1 protein-coding gene is annotated in these 1,321 nt (G+C 72.5%); it reads left to right on the top strand.

Annotated features, from left to right (window positions below):
• Nucleotides 1–76 precede the first annotated feature (76 nt).
• Complete coding sequence (locus AC31A1_RS51500) at nucleotides 77–1,318, top strand: AAA family ATPase (protein ID WP_489659927.1); 1,242 nt, start codon at nucleotides 77–79, stop codon at nucleotides 1,316–1,318.
• The last annotated feature ends 3 nt before the right edge of the window (nucleotides 1,319–1,321 follow it).

The raw sequence follows: 1,321 nt of genomic DNA, 5'->3' as shown, positions 1-1,321 counted from the left end.
CTCCCGTTCCGTCCGAACCTGCCCCCGGGCGCCCGCCCGGACCGGCTGAACAGACCGCTGAAGACGGAGATGCCTCGTGACCGCGGCCACCTGCCAGTACGTTGACCTGGCCGATGCGTCGGTGGTCACCACCCGGGCCCTGTTCACCGCCCGGGACAACGTCACCGACACGGTCGCCGCCCGCGCGATGATGTGCATCCGCGGCGGCGCCGGCTTCGGCAAGACCCTCGCCGCCCGCATCTGCCTGCGCGGACTCGGACCGCACGAGGACGTCCGCAAGATCACTTTCCGGGCCAGGCCCACCGCCCGCGCGGTGCGCTACGAGTTGTTGACCGCGCTCGACCTGGCCGGCGAACCGCCGCGCCACCCCAGCGAGTCCGACCGCCTGCTGAAAACCGCGCTGGCCGAACGCCCCCGCACCTTCCTCGTGGACGAGGCCCAGTGGCTCAACGGGGAGGCGTTCGAGTACTTCCGCTATCTGTGGGACGAACCCTCAACCCAGCTCGCGATCGTCTTCGTCGGCGGGGAGGGCTGCCACACCGTGCTGCGCCGCGAACCGATGCTCTCCTCCCGGATCTTCATCCGGCAGCACTTCACCCGCCTCACCTCCGGCGAGGTCCTGGAGGCCATTCCCCTGTTCCATCCGGTGTGGGCGGATGCCGATCCCGGCGACATCCCCAGGAACTGCTGCGCTGGGCCTTCAGCCGCCTCGCCTGACCACCACGCTGCCATGCCGCCCGCCGTGCCGCCGACACCCGTCGCGGTGGTCATCGACCCGGGCGACGACGCGGTCCACACGCACACCGCCCTGGCCGCCCACCACGTGCCGTCCGGCCGGATCACCCTGCACCCCAGTCCGGGCACCACCAGCGAGACCGGCCTCGCCCACGACCTTCTCGCCGCCCTGGGCAAACCGCCCCTGCTCCCGGGCCGTTTCCTCGCCGGCCGTCAGCCCGCCTGGGAAGCCGCCACCGCCTGGATCACGGCCCTGCCCGTCACCCGGCTGACTGTCCTGCGCGCCCACCGCCTCACCGCCCACCGCCTCACCGCCCGCCGCACGATGCGCCTCCTGCAACTGCGCGCCCTCACCGGCATCCACCTGACCCTGGTCTGCCACCGCCCCCACCTGCCCGCTGCCCTGCACCAGGCCCTGCACCAGGCCCTGCAGACGGCCGACTACGCCGTCACCGCCGACTTCCAGGCCGCCCGACGCCACTACTACGGCACGACAGCTCCCGTATCCCCGCCTGTGGACGAGCCCGCCCGGCCGGCAGACCGGTGGCTCACTCTGCCCGCACTGGACCGCCTGGTCTCCTAGGAC

This window comes from Streptomyces sp. P5F9 (genome assembly GCF_057961495.1).
The sequence above is the reverse complement of the archived record's forward strand: the minus strand, read 5'-3'. Positions and strand labels throughout refer to the sequence as shown.